This is a genomic window from Streptomyces melanogenes (genome assembly GCF_014649795.1).
Taxonomy (GTDB): domain Bacteria; phylum Actinomycetota; class Actinomycetes; order Streptomycetales; family Streptomycetaceae; genus Streptomyces; species Streptomyces noboritoensis.
Window position 1 is genome coordinate 63,618 of record NZ_BMTS01000018.1, and the last position, 19,478, is coordinate 83,095.

General features: G+C 71.5%; 16 protein-coding genes. 6 read left to right on the top strand and 10 right to left on the bottom strand.

The window, feature by feature from the left end; translation table 11 throughout:
• Positions 1-83: 83 nt before the first annotated feature.
• The 3 genes from IE252_RS31630 (at position 84) to IE252_RS31640 (ending at position 3,835) form a co-directional block, all read left to right on the top strand.
• A complete protein-coding gene (locus IE252_RS31630; RefSeq protein ID WP_190092866.1) occupies positions 84-1,445 on the top strand; it encodes a family 2 encapsulin nanocompartment cargo protein terpene cyclase in 1,362 nt (453 codons plus the stop codon).
• 9 nt (positions 1,446-1,454) lie between these two features.
• Complete coding sequence (locus tag IE252_RS31635) at positions 1,455-2,336, top strand: geranyl diphosphate 2-C-methyltransferase (protein WP_373298652.1); 882 nt, start codon at positions 1,455-1,457, stop codon at positions 2,334-2,336.
• A 116-nt stretch (positions 2,337-2,452) separates the two neighbouring features.
• On the top strand, positions 2,453-3,835 hold the full coding sequence (locus tag IE252_RS31640; protein ID WP_190092868.1) for a M1 family metallopeptidase: 1,383 nt from the start codon (positions 2,453-2,455) through the stop codon (positions 3,833-3,835).
• Between the two features lie 23 nt (positions 3,836-3,858).
• Here IE252_RS31640 and IE252_RS31645 read toward each other — a convergent pair whose 3' ends face one another.
• From IE252_RS31645 to IE252_RS31660, 4 genes are all read right to left on the bottom strand, one after another.
• Positions 3,859-4,971, bottom strand: a complete 1,113-nt coding sequence (locus tag IE252_RS31645; protein WP_190092869.1) for an ABC transporter substrate-binding protein — start codon at positions 4,969-4,971, stop codon at positions 3,859-3,861.
• 85 nt (positions 4,972-5,056) lie between these two features.
• The gene (lanL, locus tag IE252_RS31650) at positions 5,057-7,789 is read right to left on the bottom strand and encodes a class IV lanthionine synthetase LanL (protein WP_308434579.1); all 2,733 of its coding nucleotides are present in this window, start codon (positions 7,787-7,789) and stop codon (positions 5,057-5,059) included.
• 13 nt (positions 7,790-7,802) lie between these two features.
• A complete protein-coding gene (locus tag IE252_RS31655) occupies positions 7,803-7,964 on the bottom strand; it encodes an SflA family class IV lanthipeptide (RefSeq protein ID WP_180357040.1) in 162 nt (53 codons plus the stop codon).
• 185 nt (positions 7,965-8,149) lie between these two features.
• Positions 8,150-9,139, bottom strand: coding sequence for a GlxA family transcriptional regulator (locus IE252_RS31660; protein WP_190092870.1), 990 nt, complete (start codon positions 9,137-9,139; stop codon positions 8,150-8,152).
• Positions 9,140-9,211: 72 nt separating this feature from the next.
• On the opposite strand from IE252_RS31660, the gene IE252_RS31665 reads away from it, so the two are divergent.
• Together IE252_RS31665 and IE252_RS31670 are read left to right on the top strand one after the other, a co-directional pair.
• Positions 9,212-10,528 carry an MFS transporter gene (locus tag IE252_RS31665; protein ID WP_229848910.1) on the top strand — a complete coding sequence of 439 codons (1,317 nt, stop codon included), beginning with the start codon at positions 9,212-9,214 and terminating at the stop codon, positions 10,526-10,528.
• A gap of 80 nt (positions 10,529-10,608) precedes the next feature.
• Complete coding sequence (locus tag IE252_RS31670; RefSeq protein ID WP_190092872.1) at positions 10,609-11,508, top strand: NAD-dependent protein deacetylase; 900 nt, start codon at positions 10,609-10,611, stop codon at positions 11,506-11,508.
• Between the two features lie 47 nt (positions 11,509-11,555).
• Here the strand turns inward: IE252_RS31670 and IE252_RS31675 are convergent, their stop codons facing one another.
• The 3 genes from IE252_RS31675 to IE252_RS31685 all read right to left on the bottom strand — a co-directional run bounded on the left by IE252_RS31675 (position 11,556) and on the right by IE252_RS31685 (position 14,419).
• Positions 11,556-12,773: a GNAT family N-acetyltransferase gene (locus IE252_RS31675; protein WP_190092873.1), complete on the bottom strand. Its 1,218-nt coding sequence runs from the start codon at positions 12,771-12,773 to the stop codon at positions 11,556-11,558.
• A 161-nt stretch (positions 12,774-12,934) separates the two neighbouring features.
• Positions 12,935-13,345: a hypothetical protein gene (locus IE252_RS31680; RefSeq protein ID WP_190092874.1), complete on the bottom strand. Its 411-nt coding sequence runs from the start codon at positions 13,343-13,345 to the stop codon at positions 12,935-12,937.
• 156 nt (positions 13,346-13,501) lie between these two features.
• Positions 13,502-14,419 (bottom strand): endo-beta-N-acetylglucosaminidase H, encoded by a 918-nt coding sequence (locus IE252_RS31685; RefSeq protein ID WP_190092875.1) that lies wholly within the window; start codon positions 14,417-14,419, stop codon positions 13,502-13,504.
• A 322-nt stretch (positions 14,420-14,741) separates the two neighbouring features.
• Here IE252_RS31685 and IE252_RS31690 point away from each other — a divergent pair, with 322 nt between their 5' ends.
• A complete protein-coding gene (locus IE252_RS31690; protein ID WP_190092876.1) occupies positions 14,742-15,740 on the top strand; it encodes a beta-propeller domain-containing protein in 999 nt (332 codons plus the stop codon).
• Between the two features lie 60 nt (positions 15,741-15,800).
• On the opposite strand, the gene IE252_RS31695 is transcribed toward IE252_RS31690, so the two are convergent.
• From IE252_RS31695 to IE252_RS31705, 3 genes are all read right to left on the bottom strand, one after another.
• Positions 15,801-16,382 carry a hypothetical protein gene (locus IE252_RS31695; RefSeq protein WP_190092877.1) on the bottom strand — a complete coding sequence of 194 codons (582 nt, stop codon included), beginning with the start codon at positions 16,380-16,382 and terminating at the stop codon, positions 15,801-15,803.
• A gap of 64 nt (positions 16,383-16,446) precedes the next feature.
• Positions 16,447-17,586, bottom strand: a complete 1,140-nt coding sequence (gene dnaN / locus IE252_RS31700; RefSeq protein ID WP_190092878.1) for a DNA polymerase III subunit beta — start codon at positions 17,584-17,586, stop codon at positions 16,447-16,449.
• Positions 17,587-17,758: 172 nt separating this feature from the next.
• The gene (locus tag IE252_RS31705) at positions 17,759-19,255 is read right to left on the bottom strand and encodes an IMP dehydrogenase (protein WP_190092879.1); all 1,497 of its coding nucleotides are present in this window, start codon (positions 19,253-19,255) and stop codon (positions 17,759-17,761) included.
• Positions 19,256-19,478: the final 223 nt, after the last annotated feature.

Here is a 19,478-nt window from a genome sequence, read left to right on the forward strand (position 1 = left end):
CCCACGGCCCGGGCCTCTCCCCGGCCGCTGGTCGAACATGCCCGGGTCCCGGGCACCTGCCTCACCCCATCAAGGAGCTACGGATGCCCGATCCCGGTGCTGCCCCTGTGCAGTCGAGCCTGCCGGCCGCTGCGGCCCGTTTCGGGGAGCACATCGTTGCCGCATGCGCGGAAGCCGGTGTGGAAGCCAGTGCCCGGCCCTGCCTGCCAGGGCCGCCCCCCGCCCCCGTACTTGCCGCGAGTACCGCTCCTCCAGACTTGGAGACCGCCGGCCCGGACGAGACCGCACTCGACGACGCCCCTGGTGGCGACCTGGTCGCGCAGCACGTGGAAGACGGTGCCGCCGCCGAGGTGCGGCAGCTGAGTTCGATCCTGGAGCAGGTCCTGCGGGGTCCCACCGGTCTGGGTACGGCCGGCTTGAAGCTGGGCCTGTCCGAGCCGTCCCCGGCTCCGGCGGCACCGGCGGAGGGCACCCCGATCCCGGGCCTCTACCACCACCCGGTGCTACCGCCCGACCCGGCGCGGGTCGAGGAGGTCGGCCGCAGGATCAAGACATGGGCGGTGGACGAGGTCCAGGCCTACCCACCGGAGTGGGAGGACCAGTTCGACGGCTTCTCCGTCGCCCGCTACATGGTCGCCTGCCATCCGGACGCTCCCACCATCGACCACCTGATGGTCGCCGCACGGCTGATGGTCGCCGAGAACGCGGTCGACGACTGCTACTGCGAGGACCACGGGGGCTCACCCGTCGGTCTCGGCAGCCGCCTCCTGCTGGCACACACCGCCCTCGACCCGCTGCACACCACGAAGGAGTACGAGCCGGAGTGGACCGCCTCGCTCCAGTCGGACGCACCCCGGCGCGCCTACCGCTCCGCCATGGAGTACCTCCTCCAGCAGGCCACCGCCTCGCAGGCCGACCGGTTCCGGCACGACATGGCCCGGCTGCACCTGGGATACCTCGCCGAGGCCGCGTGGGCCGAGACGGACACCGTTCCCGAGGTGTGGGAGTACCTGGCGATGCGCCAGTTCAACAACTTCCGCCCCTGTCCCACCATCACCGACACCGTCGGCGGCTACGAACTGCCGGCCGACCTGCACGCCCGGCCCGACGTGCAGCGCGTCATCGCACTCGCCGGCAACGCCACGACCATCGTCAACGACCTGTACTCGTACACCAAGGAACTCGAAAGCCCCGGCCGCCACCTGAACCTGCCGGTGGTGATCGCCGAACGTGAGGGCATGTCCGACAGGGACGCCTATCTCAAGGCGGTCGAGGTCCACAACCAGCTCATGCACGACTTCGAGGCCGAAGCCGCGGCCGTGGCCGCCGCCTGCCCCGTACCCAGCCTGCTGCGCTTCCTGCGCGGAGTGGCGGTGTGGGTCGACGGCAACCACTACTGGCACCAGACCAACACCTACCGATACAGCCTGCCCGATTTCTGGTAAGGAGTGGACATTCCTGTGACCACCGAGCTCACCACCAACACCTCCCCCTTCATCCCCGCCCCGGCGTCGCCCTACCAAGGGGACATCGCCCGCTACTGGGACCAGGAGGCCAGGCCCGTCAATCTGCGTCTCGGCGACGTCGACGGGCTGTACCACCACCACTACGGCATCGGCGACGTCGACCACGCCGCCCTCGGGGACACCGCCGACAGCGAGTACGAGAAGAAGCTGATCGCCGAGTTGCACCGCCTGGAGTCGGCACAGGCCGAAGTCCTGCTGGACCACCTCGGCACCATCGGGCGTGCCGACACGCTCGTGGACGCCGGCTGCGGGCGGGGCGGGTCGATGGTCATGGCCCACCAGCGGTTCGGCTGCAGCGTCGAGGGCGTCACCCTCTCCGCCAAGCAGGCCGACTTCGCCAACCGGCGCGCCCACGAACTCGACATCGAGGACCACGTCCGCGCCCGCGTGTGCAACATGCTCGACATGCCCTTCGAGACCGGGCAGGCCGCGGCCTCCTGGAACAACGAGTCGAGCATGTACGTCGACCTGGAGGACCTCTTCGCCGAACACTCCCGCGTCCTGCGGGTCGGTGGCCGCTATGTGACCATCACCGGCTGCTGGAACCCGCGTTACGGCCAGCCCTCGAAGTGGGTCTCCCAGATCAACGCCCACTTCGAATGCAACATCCACTCCCGCAGGGAGTACCTGCGCGCCATGGCCGACAACCGCCTGGTACCGCAGGCCGTCATCGACCTGACGGCCGCGACCACGCCCTACTGGCAGCTGCGCGCCACGTCCTCCCTGGTCACCGGCATCGAAGAGGCCTTCCTCAACTCGTACGAGGACGGCTCCTTCCAGTACCTACTGATCGCCGCCGACCGCGTCTGACCGACCACTGCCCGCGAGGGCCGGGGCCGACATCCAACGGCCCCGGCCCTCGCGGAGCTTCGCGAAGTGCCTCGGAACCCGCCCGTCCGGGCGCACGCCGTTCTAGCGTGCCTGTCATGACCTCGCTCAGGTTCTGGCGGGCGCCGTTGCTCGCCCTCGCGGCCGTCCTGCTGATCCTCCCCCGGACGGCCGCGGCGCAGGACCCCGCGGCTCCCGTGCGGGCGGCGACACCGGACCATCCCTCGTACGACGTGGCACTGCGCGCCGACGACGACGGCTCGCACTGGACCGGCCGCCAGACTGTGTCCTTCCGCAACGCCTCCCGAACCCCGCTCAGTTCGGTCGACATACGACTGTGGGGCAACGGCACCGACGGCTGCGGGGCCCCGGGCAAACCGTCCCCGGTCCGGGTCGGCAGGATCGCCGGAGGCACCCCGCGACCGCTCACCGTCGGCTGCACCGCGCTGCGGATCGACCTGCCCGCGCCGCTTCCGTACGGGGCGCGCACGAGCGTCTCCTTCGACGTCGCGATCACCGTCCCGGACCGGATCCACCGCTTCGGCAAGGACGGCGCACACCGCTACCTCGGCAACGCGCTGCCCCTGCTGTCCGTACGCGACGCGCAGGGCCCCCACCTCGACCCGGACGTCGGCTTCGGCGAGAGCTTCTACACCCTGGCCGGTGACTTCCGGGTCGTCCTGGACCACCCCAGTGCGCTCGTCGTTCCCGCGACGGGCGCCACCACCCGGCATGCGGGCGCACCCGGCCGCACCGTCACCACGAGTGTCGCGCACGGGGTGCGGGACTTCGCGTGGGCGGCGGGCCCCTTCCGGTCCCGGACGGTGACCACGCCCGGCGGCATCCGGCTGAACGCGTACTGGACCGCCACCACCTCCCCCGAGGGCGTCGCCACCAGTGTGCGGGACGCCTCCGGGTCGGTGGACGAGTTCGGGAAGCGGTTCGGGCGCTACCCGTACGGCGAGCTCGACCTCGTCATGAGCGACACCCTCGACGACTTCGGCAACATGGAGTTCCCGGGGCTCGTCCTGCTGTGGACCGAACCGGACGGCTCGGGCGCCGTCCACGAGATCGCCCACCAGTGGTTCTACGGCATCGTCGGCAACGACCAGTTCGCCTCGCCCTGGCTGGACGAGTCCTTCGCCCAGTACGCGAACCAGCTGTACTACCGGGAGGACACCGCCGCTTGTTGGCCCGACCAGGGCGAGTGGCCCAGCGGCACGGCCGCCCTCACCCAGTCCATGGCCTACTACGCGGACGGCCGCCGTTCGGAGTACGTCCAAGTCGTCTACCTGCGCGGCGCCTGCGCCCTGCACGATCTGGAGCGCGTCCTGGGCGCCCCGGCGATGGCACGCATGCTGCACGGCTATGTACGAGACCACTGGCTGGGCGTCTCCACCACCGCGGACTTCAAGCGCGCGGCACAGGCGGCGACGGCGACGGACCTCGGCCCGTTCTGGACGGAGCACAGGATCCGCTGACCGCCTGGGCCGCGCCGCACCGGTCAGCCGGTGTGAAGGACCCGGAAGCGATCGGCCTCCGCCGGATCCCGATCGACGACTTGGACGGGCGCCCACACCCACTGCCACACGCTGATGCCCGACGTACGGGAGAACCGGATCTGCCCACGGGTGCCTTCGACTGCGACGCGCGGCCAGGACGCGGCCGTGCGCGCCCGGTCCGTGCCGTGCGAACGCAGCACGTCGGCGAGGACGGTGACCGTGTCGTAGCCTTCGAAGGCGACGAAGGAGGGTGCCTGGGCCAGCCGCTCGCGCAGGGCCGTTTCGACTCGTATCCCCAGCGGGCCGAGACGCTCGGGCAGGTAGCGCAGGAACGGGATCGCGGCCCCGTCGTCGCCCAGCAACGCCGCCCATTCGGCGAACTCCGGCTGCCCGGCCGGAGCGCCGATCATGATGTCGGCGAGGCGCTGGTCGCGGCGGACGGCCTTGACGGTCGGCACCGCGGGTTCCGGGTGGCCGGCCAGCAGGAGGAGGGCGCTCGCGCGGTGGTCGACGAGTGCGTCGCACAAGGCGGTGGGGGTGAGCGCGCGCAGGTCGAGTTCGACGACGGTGGCGCCGCGCGGGGTGAGGTGGTCCCGCAGGATGCGCGTCCCGGATGCCCAGTAGACGCTCGGCTCGGCCGCTACGGCGATGCGGCTGTGGCCCGCGCCGAGGAGGAAGTCCGCGTAGATCCGCCAGCCGTGGGACTGGGCCGGGGCGAGGCGCGCGACCCAGTCCGTCGGCTGTTCGGTGAGCGCGTCGAGCACCGCCGACGAGCAGAGGAACGGCAGGCCGAGGGCGTCGGCCCGGGCGGCAGCGGCACGGGCGACGACGCTGTGGTACTCCCCCGCCACGGCTGCCACGCCGAGCCGGGCCAGTTCGTCCACGGCCGCCGCGGCCCGGTGCGGGTCGGCCGCGCTGTCCCGGACCACCAGCTCAAGCGGCCTTCCGTCGATCCCGCCGGCGTCGTTGACATCGCCGACCGCCAGCTCCAGTCCCGCGAGCAGGTGCCGACCCGCCTCGACCCAGCCGGGCCGGGTCAACGGAACGAGAGCACCGATCCGGACGGATGATCCGTCAGTCCGCTCCGCTCCCGGGCGCGATGGTGGCGTACTCATACGTTGGCGTCTCCCTCTTGCTTTCGGGTGTGCACGGCCCGCCGAAGCGGCCCTCCGAAAGTGATAACACAGGGGCGCAAGGGCATTACTGGCGCTCAGGGCCCCGAGAGGGGTTGCGCGGGGCCGGTGTGCCGTCGTTCCACAGGCGCGGACCCCCGTGGTCGCGCAGGCGACGCAGAAAGGACAGGACGCCCGCGCTGCCGGTGGCCCACCCCGGTCCCGACGAGGCCAGGGTGTTGTCGGGGAACACCGGTCGCCGCAGGGTGCCACCGCTGCGGGACAGGATCAGGCCCGCCACGTCCTCGGCGGCGCGGTGCAGTTGGCCGTCGCCGGTGGCGGCCTCGGCGTCGATGAGCAGTTCGCCGACACCGGCCAGCCCGCAGCACTGGGACACCGGGCTCATCCGGGGTGCGAGGTCGCGGCACGCCCAGGCGCACCGCACCCCCAGGTCCGTCAGGCGCGGGTCCCCCTCGTGTCCGCCCACCTCGATCAGCAGGGCTCCGATCCCGGCGAGTCCACGGCACCAGGACCCGTAGCGCCGGTGGGCCTCGGGGCGGGCTGCCAGCGCCAGCAGGCGCGGTGTGTGGAAGGCGAGTTCGTCAAGGCCCGAGCGGGCGGCCGCACCGGCGGCCGGATCACCGGTGAACCGGTGGTAGGCGTGCAGGAAGTGGACGACGCCCGCCCGGCCGTGGGCGAAGCCGAACGGGAACGCCGCCTCGGACGCCGCCGCCGAACGCTGCGGCTCCGGACGCTCCCGCCCGGCCTCCATGGCCAGCAGGGCGCGGACGCACTCCCCCGCCGCGGCCGACCGCGCGTCGGCCTCTTCGTCCCGCCCCACCACGTACGCACGCCGGGCCAGCGCCAACAGCCCGCTCCCGGCACCCGCCGCACCGCCGATCTGGTCACCGGTGTCGTCGTAAGGCCGCAAGCTCGGCGGAGGGACGAACTCCTCGTCTGTGCCGGTCAGTTCGGCGGCGGCGCCGAGGAAGAGGTCGACGCCGGTGCGGCCGGTGTACAGCGCGGTGGTCAGCGTCGGCAAGGCGGTGTGGCGGGCGGTGCGATGGGCGAGGTCGGCCACGGCCTGGGGTACGCCGGGGTGTTCCGGGTGGTGCAGCAGCTCCAGGCCCACACCGGCCGCCCCGTCGTAGAGGGTCAGCCCGAAGTGCAGTTGCCCGTGCGGGGGCTGCGGTCCTGCGGGCAGTTCGGCGGCGGCGGTTGCGCAGGTCGTGACGGTGTGCGCGATCAGGTCGTCCAGGAGGCCGCGGGTGACTCTCGGTGGTGACGGGAGCCGGTGCCCGGTGGCCAGTGGTGCCGGGCGGCCGCGCCACCGCTGTGCGCAGGCGACACGCCGTACCGGGTCGGCGTCCAGGAGACCGGCGACGAGTTCGCGCCCCGACCGGTGCGACGCGCCTGGGAGCACGGCGGCAAGGCACGCGAGCGTGCGGACCCGGTTGACAGCCGCATCGCGGTCGACGACCACCGGGTCCATGCCGGTCAGCGCGAAGTACAGGGTCGCGCCGAGCGCGTACAGGTCGTCGGCCGGTCCGGGCGGCTCGTCCGCGCGGTACACCGGCATCGAGTAGCCCGGCGTCGCCCCGGCGGGCCGGTCACCGTGCAGTGCGCTGACGCCGAAGTCGACGAGGTACGCGGTGTCGTCCTCGCCGAGCACCACGTTGGACGGTTTGAGGTCGCCCACCACGACACCGCGCGCGTGCACCGCGTCGAGCACGGCCAGCAGACGGCGTGCCAACGCGGCGACTTCGCGGTGGTTCGCTGTCGCGGTGGCTGCGGGCGCGGGTTCGGCGGCGGGCCCGTACGGCCCGTGGCCGAGTACTTCGCGGCGCAGGTCACGGGGTCCGCAGTCGGTGGTGATCAGGTACTCGTCGTCGCCGTGGCGGAGGTGGTCGCGCACCTGGGGGACGCCTTCGACGCCCGCCAGGGCTCGCAGAACGGCCTGCTCGTGGCGCAGACGGCCGCGGGCGTCGACGCCGTCGGGGCCCTCGCCGACGTAGGCCCTGGCCTGTTTGACGATCACGCGCTCGCCGGAGGCGGTGTCCACGGCGCGGTAGACGTCGCCGTGGGGGGAACGGGCGATGCCCGAGGTGAGTCGGTATCGCCCGCCGATCAGTCGGGCAGGACGGCCTGTGGGCGGTGTGACGGCGGCCCGGAACGGGTCGGCGGTCCAGGGTGGTTGGCGGTAGCGCGTGCCCGCCCGCCCGACGAAGCGCGTCCCGTCAGGGCCGGTCATGAGGAGCGCGGCGTCTTCGGTGCCCGTGGCCCGGAACGGGCCGTACCGGTAGTAGACGGGGGCGTCGGAGCGGATCTGCCGGTCGCTGAGCACCCGGGGGCCGGGCCAACCGGCCAGCAGATCGGCGAGTTCACCGCCCAGCGCCGTCACATCCTGCGGTCGCGGGTAGACGGTGACCGCTTTCCCGACGAGCGCGGCATCGAGGGCTCCACTGTTCATCAGGCCCAACACCGCTGCGTCGCGGGCGAATTTGGCGTCGCAGACATAGCGCTGCAGCACAGGGACGATCAGGTCGGCGACCCGTGAAAGGTCCTCCGGGCGGGCGGATATGTGCAGTTTCCAACCGTGGCTGGGGAGTTCACTTGCCCGAGGGCGGGGAGCGAACAGGTAGAGCCACTGTTCGTCGGCGACGAGACGCCGCTCGCAGTCGGTGAGCAGGTTTCCGAGTTGCTCTTCGAGGGGGTGTTCCGGGCTCGACGCGTGGTGCACTGTTCCGGGCGGCGGTGACATCTCGCCAGTGACGGCCGTCCCGGACCTGTCCTCACCGGCCCAGGCCGGTCCGGCCGCCACTCGCGCTCCTCGCCTAGTCGCAGGCGAAGCGGGTCGTGGCCGTCACCCAGGGGTCCGCCAGACACGCCTGGAGGCCACGGCTCGGGTCGGCCTGTTCCTCGAACGGGATCTCTTCTTCCTCCACGGCCACGTCGAGCGGGCCGGCGTCGCGGATCTGCAGTGCCACAGGGCTCATGACGGTCCTTTCTGTGTGCAGAACGAGAAGGTTCGGTGGAGATGTTGTCAAGCGCATGCCAGTTTCATCGAAGTCGAACGAACGGGCAAGAGGGGCGACGGGAGAGATCTCAGACCCAACACCGTTGTGCGTATGGACACTTGGCGCACACGGTGTCATCGAGTGGCGGTTCGCCCGGCTTCGGCCTACCCGGCCCTCTCCGCGCGGAACGCGCGCCGGTACGCGGCGGGCGTGGTGCGCAGGGCCTCGTGGAAGCGGCGGCGCAGGTTGACGGCCGAGGAGAGGCCGACCTTGCGCGCGATGGTCTCCACCGGCAGGTCGGTCTCCTCAAGGAGCGCCCGGGTGGCGGCGATCCGCCGGTCGAGCAGCCAGCGCCCGGGACTGATGCCCAGTTGCTCGGCGAAGCGCCGGGTCAGCGTGCGGGGCGAGACCTGGGAGCGGACCGCCATGTCGGCGACGCTGACCGGCTGGTCGAGGCGCCCCGACAGCCACTCGAGGAGCGGGGCCAGCGAGTCGGTGACCGATCCGGAGGTGGGCAGTTCGGCGTACTGCAACTGGCAGCCCTCGCGGTGCGGCGGCATCACCATCTGCCGGGCGATCCGCATCGCGTACGCGGCGCCCTGATCGGCGCTCACCAGGTGCAGGCAGAGGTCCACCCCGGCCGCCGACCCGGCGCTTGTGGCGACGTCGCCGTGGTCCACGTACAACACCGCCGGGTCGACCCGGACCTGAGGGAACCGGGCAGCCAGCTCGGCGGCCCTGGCCCAGTGGGTGGCGGCCCGCCGGCCGTCAAGCAGTCCGGCGGCGGCAAGCACGAAGGCGCCCGAGCAGAGGGCGACGACCCGCGCGCCGCGCCGGTGCGCCCGGCGGACCGCCGCGACCACCGCGGGCGGCACCTCGGTGCCGGGCGGCTGCTGCCAGCCCGGTATCAGCACGGTGTCCGCGCGCTCCAACGCGTCCAGGCCCGCCGTGACCAGCATGTCGTAGCCGTCCTGGGTGCGCACCGGGCCGGGGTGCTCGGTGCAGACCTCGAAGGTGTAGCGGGCGGGTAGCGCCGGGCCGTGGTCGCCGAACACCTCGCTCGCGCAGGCCAGCGTGAACGCCGACTGCGGGGGTTGCAGCAGGGCCACGACCCGGTGCGGCGCCGGGGGTTTCGGCCGCGAGCGGGGCGTCATGGCGCGAAAGTACCCCATCGTGTCGGTTGGGACACTGGGTTTGATCGATTGGTCCAGTCCAATATCTGTACGGTGACCACCACGCAGACGCACACCGCCCAGACCACCCGGACCGATCCGCCAACTGCCCTGCCCCCGTTGTGGGACCGGCGCTTCACCCTCTACTTCACCGCTCGCTCCGTCTCCCTGGTCGGCGACGCGATGATGCCGGTGGCCACCGCGCTCGCGGTCGGCGCGGTGTACGGGATTTCCGGGGTCGGCTACGTCCTCGGCGTCTGGACCGGAACGTTCGTCCTCCTGGTCCTGTTCGGCGGGGTGTTCGCCGACCGGTTCGGCGCGCGCCGGATGATGGTCGGCGCGGACCTCGCCCGGGTGCTCACCCAGGGTGTGCTCGCTGCCGCGTTCTTCGCCGGAACACCGCCGTTCTGGCTGCTGGTGTCCATGGCGGCGCTGGCCGGAGCGGCCGTCGCGATGTTCCTGCCGGGGGTGAACGGAATGATCCCCCTGGTCGCCCGCGAGCCGCAGCGGGCCAACGCCACGCTCAAGGTGGCCGACGCACTCGCCCAACTGGTCGGCCCGGCGCTGGCGGGACTGCTGATCACGCTGACGGGCGCCGGGACCGTGTACGCGATCGACGCCGGCACCTTCGTGCTCAGCGCCCTGTGCCTGGCGCTCATCCCGCTCGCCCGGGGCGGCGCGCCCCTGGAAACCCCGGCCGGCACCGACTCCCCCGCCCCCACCGGCAGTTCGCTCCGCCGCGACCTGCGCCAGGGCTGGCTGGAGTTCCGCGCACGCACCTGGATGTGGGCGGTGATCCTGATCTGGATGGGCTACGGCGTACTGCTCTTCGGTCCGCTGATCCCGCTCGGCTCGACTCTGGTCAGCGCCCGGCTCGGCTCGAACGCCTACGGCCTGGCGGTCTCCTCCCTCGGCGTCGGAACGGTGCTCGGCGGCCTGCTGGCCCTGCGGCTGCGCCCCGCCCGACCGCTGGCCGCCGGGGCGGTGGCGATGACGCTGTACGCGGTGCTGCCGCTCTGCGTGGCGCTGGGCGCCGATCTGCCGGTGCTGCTGGCGGGCCACGTCCTGGGCGGCGGCGCCTGGGCGTTCTGGTCGGTGATGTGGGCGACCAGCGTGCAGACCCACACCCCGCCCGCGGTGCTCAACCGGGTCACCGCGTACGAGCAGGCCGGTTCGGTGTCCGGGATGGCGCTCGGCCAGATCCTGGCGGGCCCGGCCACCGGTCTGGTCGCCCCGGAGCGGTTGCTGCTGGTGTCGGCGGGCGCCTGCCTGGCGGGCTGTGCGGCGCTGTTCGCGGTCCCGGCGATCCGCACGCTGCGCCGCGCGGCTCCCCAGGGCAGTGGCCCGGTGGGCGGTGCGGACGGAGAATGACCGGCCCGTACGGAGTGGCCGCGCCCCCCGCACAGAACGACTCCGTGCCGGTGTCCCGCCCGTTTTCGTACGCTGGCTGTATGCGCATGCGCCCCACACTCAGCTGGACCCCCGATGCGAGCCTGCCGCCCGGCACCACGGATCCGGGGCCGGTCGCCGATGCGCTGAACACCGGCGGTGTGCTGGTGCTCAGCGGGGCCGGTCTCTCCACGGAGTCGGGCATCCCCGACTACCGGGGCGAGGGCGGAAGCCTCAGCCGGCACACGCCGATGACCTACCAGGACTTCACCTCCAGCGCCGGTGCCCGGCGCCGGTACTGGGCGCGCAGCCATCTCGGCTGGCGCACCTTCGGCCGCGCCCGGCCCAACGCCGGGCACCGGGCCGTGGCCGCGTTCGGGCGGCACGGCCTGCTCAGCGGTGTGATCACCCAGAACGTCGACGGGCTGCACCAGGCCGCGGGCAGCGACGCGGTGGTGGAGCTCCACGGAAGCCTCGACCGGGTCGTCTGCCTCTCCTGCGGCGATTTCAGCCCGCGCCGTGAGCTCGCCCGGCGGCTGGAGGAGGCCAACGCGGGCTTCGCGCCGGTGGCCGCCGCGCTCAACCCCGACGGCGACGCCGACCTCACCGACGAACAGGTCGGGGACTTCCACGTGGTGCCCTGCACCGTCTGCGGCGGCGTCCTCAAGCCGGACGTGGTGTTCTTCGGTGAGGCCGTTCCGCCCCGGCGGGTGGCGCACTGCCGCACGCTGGTGGGCGAGGCGACCTCCCTGCTGGTCCTGGGCTCCTCGCTCACGGTGATGTCCGGGCTGCGTTTCGTACGCCAGGCCGCCCAGGCCGGGACTCCGGTGCTGATCGTCAACCGGGACCCGACCCGGGGCGACCAGCACGCCGTCACCCGCGTCGCACTCCCCCTGGGGACGGCCCTCACCACCGTCGCCGAACACCTGGGCCTGCCCGTCGAGGACCCGGCGACGGCCTGATCGCAGCAGTCGCCTTCCTCGGCCGCCCAAGGTCGGCGAGGGCGCGGTCAGAACCAGTGCAGGCAGTGCGGGGCGCGCTCGGCCCGGAAGAGGGCGTCGGCGAGGGCGGCCGCGCCCGGGCGGTGGGCGCGGATGCGTCCGGCCCGTACGAGCAGGCTCGGGGCGGTGCCGCCGAGGTAGATCGAGCCGAGGTCGCTCACGTCCAGGGACAGGTCGGGCTCCCGGTCCGTCGGGACGCACTCGGCCTTGCCGTCCCGGACGGTCAGCAGGTAGCGGCCGTGCTCGCCGAGGAACGGGTCGTCGACGTCGAGGACGAGCTCGCCGTCCATGAACCAGCCGCGCGCGGTCAGCGCACGCGGCACATCAAGGAGCCGCACCCAGAGCCAGTCGGTGTCGTCGCTCACCTGCCCCGCGCGGAAGTCCGCGAGCTGCCAGCGCAGCGGGTGCTCGGGCGGGACGTGTTTGAACACGACCTCACTGGCCAGGTCGTGTCCGAGGACGAACCGGGCCAGAGCGGTGAAGACGGCGTCGTCCGCGGCGATGGTCTCGTCGACCGTCAGGGTGCCGGGATCGGCGACCACATAGCTGGCGTACCCGTCGGGAACGCCGTCGGAGTCACGGTGGACGGCGACGTAGCGCGGCGCCCGCGAGATCGGGGGCTGCCCCGCGCCCACGGCCCACCAGCGGTGCGGCCGGGACAGCGCGCCGGGCTGTGCGCGGCGGTAGCGGTCGTAGACCTCTTCCAGGATCTCGACACAGTCGGCACGCCGCAGCACTTCGATCGAGCCGGTGTCCGAGCCCGCCTGACCGCCCGCCCGGGGCAGGGCGAAGGCGGCCTTGTGGCGAGGAACCGTCAGCCGGTGGGTGTACGTCGCCGGTCCGTACCCGAACCTGCGATAGATCAGCGCCTCGGAGGCCAGCAGTACGGAAAGGAACTCCCCTCGGGCCCGCAGCTCGGTGAGTTGATGCCGCATCATCGCGGTGAGCACGCCCTGACGCCGGTGCGAGGGCACGACGCCGACGGCGGTCACCCCTGCGGCCGGGGCGAGGATCTCGCCGGGCAGGGTGAGTTCGAAGGAGTACGCACCGGCCGTGCCGATGAGGCGCCCGTCCGCCGCCACCGCGAACAGGCCGCGGTCCATTTCGAGCGCCGACCACCAGGCCCCGCCGCCCTCGGCCGGAGCGGCCGGGAAGCGACCGAACGGGGTATGGAGGGTGTCGACGAAGACATCCAGGTCCTGGTCGGTCGTGGAACGGATCTCCATTGCTGCGACTGCCTCCCGCGATACCGGCACCACCGGTCGTGGCGTCCCGCCACAGTGCAGCGCTGCCCCATCTACAGGTCAAGCGAATTACCGCAGCACGGAACGCCAACAGCCCGCGGCCGGAGGAGGCCACGGGCTGTGGGGCCGTGCGGGACGGGAGGTCAGCGAACGGTCACGTTGAACACCGGCGAGGCGGTGCTCCCGCTCACGATCCGCAGGTCGTTCTTGCCCTTCAGGCCCAGCTTGACGCCGAGCGAGTAGGTGCCCTTGGAGCTGAGCGGGGTGGCTGCGGGCAGGCTGACCCACTTGGCGCCCTGCTTCTGCTGGAGGACCATCTTGCTGCCCGCCTTCATGCCGGTCGCGGTGCCGGTGACCCGGAACAGCTGCCACGCCTTCACCGAGGTCACCGAAGGCTTGGCGGTGATACCGGCCTTGGCGGCGGTCGCCTGCGGGGCGGAGGCGGCGGCAGCCGGGGTGGCGGCCGAGGCAACGGTTCCCGCGAGGACGACGGACGCCGCGCTGACGACGCCCACGGCAGCGATACGCAGGGAGTGCCGCTTGGTGATGGCCATGAATATCCCTCTCGGTCGAAAAGCACCGGATCTCGCGCTTCAGCGAGTTGGTGCCCTTTGCTCGCTTCTTGCCTGAAGAGATATCCCTCGCCTCGAACGCGTTGCCCCGCCTTTGTCACCGTCCTGCAACAGCCGCCACTGGCCTCCCTCGTGCGCTCAGGGGGTGTACACGGCATCGCTTCCATACAGCTGCCGGGTGAAGCTGGAGACATAGGTGTGCCGGTCGGAGCCGTCCAGGTTGTAGGTCAGGTAGACGCCGTAGCCCTCGCTGACGGTCCGCCTGGCCAGGCTCGCCGCGGTCGTCGGGGACGTCGATCCGAAGTCGATGGCCGCCGGTGACAGGCTCGCCTTCGGCAGGGCGATTCCGGGCACACCCCAGGTGCCGTAGTACGGGTTCCAGGCGTAGTTGAACTTCGACGAGACGTTCACACCGCCGTAGGACAGTCTCGTCGCCGACGGGCCGATGTTGTAGAGCGAGATCAGCTTGTTCGGCATGTTGGCCCGCAGCGCCGAGACCAGGTGGACGAACGAGCTGTCGTTGGGCTGGCCGGTGCCGTTCCTGCCGTACTCGGCGTACTCGTCGTCGAAGTCGATGCCGTCGAGTCCGTACGTGCTCACGGCGTCGGACAGCTGCTTCGCGAAGGCCGAAGCGGCCGCCTTGGACGGGAAGTTGGCGAATCCGGCGCCCTGGTGGTTGCCGAGCACCGACAGCATCACCTTGATGCCCTTCGCCTGCAGCGGGCGGATCTGGGTCGCCGCGTTGCCGAGGACGCGCTGCACGTTGGGGTTGAAGTACAGGTACGCCGACTTCTTGGCGGTGTCGTAGTTGATGTTGGCGGCGAACACCACGGCGATGTCGAAGACGTTGCCGCCGCCGTTGGCCAGGCTGTACTTGCCGACGTTGAGCATGCTGTTGCTGTTCACCTCGATATAGGCCACCGAGGTCGGTCCCTGCTTCTTCACCGCGGGTGCCCCCGCCGCAGGGGTGGTCGCCGTCGCGCCGACCGCGAGTGCCGCGGCGGCCGCGAGTGCCAGTGCCGTCGTCCGTGCTGTGCTACGGCGTGATGTGTGCATTGCCGATCAGCCTCCCGTCGCATGGCTCGTGCGATGTGGCCACCAGCGGCAGGCACGCTCTACGCCGCCGCGCGCAAGCGGACGACTGATGCCCTACCGTCCACCCGCTCCGGCCGGACCGGAGCCTGCCATACCGCACGGCGGCCTGGATAGGGCGCCTCGGGCACGTACTCCCGCACCTCGGGTCCCTCGCGTGTGACAGCCGTGTACGCACCACGTCACAGGGCTCGTATGACCACGTGAACTTTCTTCCCCTGGAGCCCCATCGGTGGGATGTTTACGCGCCGAAGCGGCCGGAAGCAGGCCGCACGGAGGGATCGGGGTGGACACCTTGACACACCATCAGCAGGGCACCGGCGACGGCAGAACCGCCGCAAGCGAGCGAAGAATCGGCAGGACCGGCGCACACGGCACCGCACGGCGCCGGGCGGCGGTCACCGCCGTGGCCATCGCCATGGCCGCGCCGCTGACCCTCGGCGCCGCGGGAGACGCGGGGGCGGCTGAGGGCCAGCGCATCGTCTTCGCCCGCTACACGGCGGCGGCGCCCACGGAAGACCTCTACGCGATCCCCCCCAGCGGCGGCACTCCCGTCCCTCTCACCCACACCGCCGCCGTCAGCGACGTGATGCCCAGTTGGTCGCCGGACGGCAAGCGGGTGGCCTTTGTCCGCTATGGATCGGGCGGCGCCATCGACGGCATCTGGACGATGAAGACCACCGGCGGCGACCTGAAGGCCGTCCCCGGCACCAAGGGCGCCTCCGACCCGGCGTGGTCCCCGGACGGCAAGCGGATCGCCTACTCCAAGCCGGTGGGCACCCAGCGCGAGATCTACGTGGCCGACATCGACGGCACCGCCGCCACCCGACTCACCCACACCGCGGCGGACGACCTCCATCCGACGTGGTCCCCGGACGGCAAGTACCTGGCGTTCAACCGCGCGGACGCGAGCGGCACCAGCAGGCTGATACGGATCCAGCTGTCCACCCTCAAGCAGACAGCGATTACGGGTCCCGGCTCCCACGACGGGACGCCCGACTGGTCGCACAGCAACCACATCGTCTTCAGCCGGGTGGACTCCACCGGCTTCGCCCACCTCTACGTCGTCCGCCCCGACGGCACCGCGCTCCACCGCATCACCGCGGCCCGCGCCAACGACAAGTACCCCTCCTGGTCCCCGGACGGCCGCCAATTGGTCTTCACCCGTGGCGGCACCGACGACGCGGACCCCGAACACCTCTACCGGGTACGGGCCGACGGCACCGCACTGACCCAACTCACCAAGACCGACTCCCACGACCTGGAGGCCGACTGGCGCCCGTAGACGCCGGTCAGCGGCCGGTGGCTGCCCGGGTTCGGCGAACGGGGCGCCGACCCGGGCGAGTCACGCCGTTGAGTCCCCGCCAAGGGCACCCTCTTCCACTGCGGGCGCCAACGGCCCTCGGGTCAGTGTCTCGATGGGCAGGAGCGGCCACTTCGGCTCCTTCCGCGTAAGGCTCGCCAGCTCTTCCGGTGGTTCGGCGCCGTCCCGAACGCTCGTGACGTAGGCCTTCGCCTCCCGCAGGCCCAGTCGCGGAGCCTCCCTGCGCAGGTGACTCATCGCGGCCACGGCCCCGGCGGAGTGCACGAGGGCGCGAACAGCGGCGGCCAGTGGATCAGGCCGCCTGATGCCCTTGGTCTCCAGGAGGTACCGCTCCTCCCAGCCCTCCTCGTCCCACCACACGTCGGGCACGTAGTGGATGCTCCCGTCGAGCCGGTCCACCAGGTAGTGGCCGCCGACGAAGCTGCCGCGCACGTCACGGGCGCGGGCCTGCTCCGCCGAGCGCCAGAACACGAGCCAGCCGACCGCGCGCTCCTCCACGTGGTAGATCTCCGGCGTGGGAGGAGGCCCCTCCCACGGCCACGTCGGCAGCTCCGTGGCCAGGAAGGACTCGACGAGCTCGACGGCGCGTTCCTTGGAGATCACGATCTCATCATTCACCACAGGACATCCGCGCCGGGCGCCCGGCACCCGTAAGCGAGCCTCGCCGTCAGCTCAACTGCCGTACGGACATGAGCAGATGCTGGTGCTCCTCGTGCGCGATGTCGTCCGATGCCGGTACGCCGCTGAGCAGTGCCCGCTGACCGGGGCCCAGCATTTCGAAACGCACCTGCGCGGCGCTGAAGGAGTTGAGGGCTTCCAAGAGATATGCCGGGTTGAAGGCGACTGCCATGTCCTCGACGGCCGTCAGGGTGGCGGGGAGTTGCTGCGCGGCGATGTCGTCTTCGTAGCCCGCCTGGAGGAGGACTGTTCCCTCGTTGGAGAAGTCGAGGCGGATCGGGCTGTTGGGCTCCGCGACGACCGCGACCCGGCGGACCGCGTCGGCGAGCGGCTCCCGCTCGACGACCGCGACGGCCGGGCTGTCCAGCGTGAACAGCTTGCCGTAACGCGGCAGTTGGCCTTCCAGCAGCCGCACCGTCGTGCGCATCCCGGCTCCCTCGAAGGCGATCAGGCCGCTGCCCGGGCTGCCCGGGCCGCTGAGCCCGATACGGATCAGGCCGGACTTGGCCAGCGAGCGGGCGATCTCGGTCAGCCTGCGACCGGGAACCACCACGTCCACGACTTCGGAGTCGACCGCGTCGGGCTTCCACGTCACCGTACGTACGGCATAGCGGTAGCGGTCCGACGCCGCCAGCGTCATCGACTCGCCGTCCAGCCGGAGCCCGATGCCCGTGAGTACCGGAAGGGCGTCGTCACGCCCCGCCGCGATCACGACCTGAGCCACCGCCGCAGCGAACTCCCCGGCATCCACCACACCGCGCAGCTCCGGAAGGCCGGGCAGCTGCGGATACTCCTCCCGGGGCAGTGTCGAGAGCCCGAACCGCGTACCACCGCCTTCCACGGTGAAACGCGCGCCATCCAGCGCGCACTCCACCACGGCGTCGGGCAGCACCTTGCAGATGTCGAGCAGACGGCGCCCCAGGACGAGGACCTGACCGGGTTCCACCGTCTCGGCCGGCACCTCGATGTTCGCCGACACCTCGTAGTCGAAGCCGGAGATACGGAGCAGCCCCTCCTCGGCGGTCAGCAGGAGGCCTCCCAGCACAGGCACGGGCGACCGCGCGGGCAGCGACCGTGCGGCCCATGCCACGGCCTCGGCGAAACTGCTTCTCTCGATCCGGAATTCCATCCGTACTCTCCCCGGTGCAGGCGTGCCAGTTGATCCGCGCACGCTATACGCCGCCACTGACAACGGCGCCTGGAGGCGGAGGCGCGACCACTGGCGGGAGAGGCTGTCGCAACCGTGCGCGGTCGCTCCCGTCAGTAGTCCGCACACCTCACACCGAGGACTCAGCAGCTGGTCAGGAGACCGTCGCCGGGGTGTCCCGCAGAGTTACGTTGGCGTGGCTCTCCTGGAAGCTCTGGTCCGATACGAGGGTGAGGCGGGCCGTGGACTGGAACTCCGGCAGGGTGGTGGAGCCGCAGGAGACCATCGTGGTCTTGAGCTTGGCGACGGTCAGGGCGAGCCCTTCGTTGAGGTCACCGGCGTAGGGAACGTAACCGTCCACGCCTTCCTCGAAGACCAGCCCCTGGCCTCCCTGGCCGTAGCGCTGCCAGTTGCGGGCCCGGTTCGAGCCCTCGCCCCAGTACTCCTTCACGAAGCCGTCACGGGTGGGCAGCTTCGCGCCGGCCGCCTGGTCGAAGCGGGCGAAGTAACGCCCCATCATGACGAAGTCGGCGCCCATCGCCAGCGCAAGAGCCACGTGGTAGTCGTGCACCAACCCACCGTCGGAGCAGATCGGCACGTACTCACCGGTGCGTTCGCGGAACGCGTCCCGGGCCGCCGCCACGTCCAGCACGGCGCTGGCCTGGCCGCGGCCGATGCCCTTCTGGTCCCGGGTGATGCAGATGGAACCGCCGCCCACCCCGACCTTGACGAAGTCCGCTCCCGCCTCGGCGAGGAAGGTGAACGCCTCCCCGTCGACCACGTTGCCGCCGCCGACCGGGATCTCCGGATAGTGCTTCTTCACCCAGGACAGCGCCTGCGCCTGCCAGTCGCTGTAGCCGTCGGACGAGTCGAAGCACAGCGCGTCCGCGCCGGCCTCCAGCAGGGCCGGGACGCGCTCCTGGTAGTCGTGGGTGTTGATGCCCGCGCCCACCCGCAAACGTTTGGCGGCGTCCACGACCTGGTTCGGGAAGCGCTTGTTGTCCGCGTAGTCGGAACGGAACACCAGGTGCTGCAGGTGGCCTTCGGTGTCGAGCACCGGGAGGCAGTCCAGGCGCTCGTCCCACAGCCGTGCGTTGGCTTCGGAGAGCGTGATGTCGGGCCCGGCATGGGCGAGGTCGGCGACGGCGGTCATGCGGCCGCTGACCGGTCCGTCCAGATCGTGGCGCTGGGGGTGGAAGTCCCGGGAGGTCACCAGGCCGAGCAGACGGCCGGTGGCGGTCCCGTCGTGGGTGACCGCGGCGGTGCTGTGGCCGGTGCGGCGCATGACCTCGACCAGCAGGCTCAGGGTGTCGTCGGGGCGGACGTTGGCGTCGCTGGTGACGAACCCGGCCTTGAAGTTCTTCACCTGGCGGACCGCCGCGGCCTGGTCCTGGATCGGCTGGTTGTGGTGGACGAAGCTCAAACCACCGCTTCGGGCGAGCGCGATCGCGAGCTCGGGTGTGCTGACGGCCTGCATGATCGCGGACGTGAACGGGGACTGCAGCTCGATCGCCGACGCCTCGCCCGCGATGTGCCGCACCAGCGGCGTACGCAGGTCGACCGTCGCAGCCGAACAGTCGGTCCGCGTCCGGTTCGGCAAGAGCAGAAACTCGTTGAAGGTCCGCGAGACCTCGGCGATGACCTGTGCCACTCGTTCCTCCTGACCCGTCGGCCGGGGCCGGCTGCCCCGCCGTGAGGACCGCCCTGTCCCGTCCCGGGACCCGGGCGGCAGGCAGAGGTCGGCACAGCAGTCGTGGAGGTGCCACCAACTGCGGCAGAGCCCTGACCGGCCCGCGGATCGAACGGGGGTACGGTCGTGACCAGGCACCTTATCGATCAACTCGGCAATGCACGAATCGGGACCGCCGAGGCGA